Source organism: Scandinavium tedordense (assembly GCF_024764965.1).
Lineage (GTDB): Bacteria > Pseudomonadota > Gammaproteobacteria > Enterobacterales > Enterobacteriaceae > Scandinavium > Scandinavium tedordense.
This window is the reverse complement of record NZ_JALIGG010000017.1, coordinates 1-435: the sequence shown is the minus strand read 5'-3', so window position 1 is coordinate 435 and position 435 is coordinate 1. Positions and strand designations below refer to the sequence as shown.

General features: G+C 70.1%; 1 protein-coding gene. It reads left to right on the top strand.

The window, feature by feature from the left end:
* A partial coding sequence (locus MUU46_RS00080; RefSeq protein WP_258964440.1) for an acyclic terpene utilization AtuA family protein occupies positions 1-435 on the top strand: 435 nt, incomplete at both ends.

Sequence of the window (435 nt, the reverse complement as noted above, 5' to 3'; positions counted from 1 at the left end):
CCTACCTGCTGCCCGACGTGGTCTGCGACTTCACCGAGGTGCGCCTGCGCCAGGCCGGTCCCGACCGGGTCGCGGTGGAAGGCGCGCGCGGCCTGCCGCCCACCGACCGGTACAAGGTCAGCGCCACCTATCCGGACGGTTTCCGCTGCACCGCCAGTTGCCTGATCGCCGGCATCGATGCGCTGAAGAAGGCCGAGCGGGTCAGCCAGGCGATCATCGCCAGGACCGAGGAAATCTTCGCCGAGCGCGGCTGGGAGCCCTACCGCGAGGTCAATGTCGAACTGCTCGGCAGCGAAGCCACCTATGGTCCCCATGGGCGACGGCAGGACAGCCGCGAAGTGGTGGTCAAGCTGGCCGTCCGGCATCCGCGCAAGGAAGCCCTGGTGCTGTTCTCCCGCGAGATCGCCCAGGCCGCCACCGGGATGGCGCCCGGCC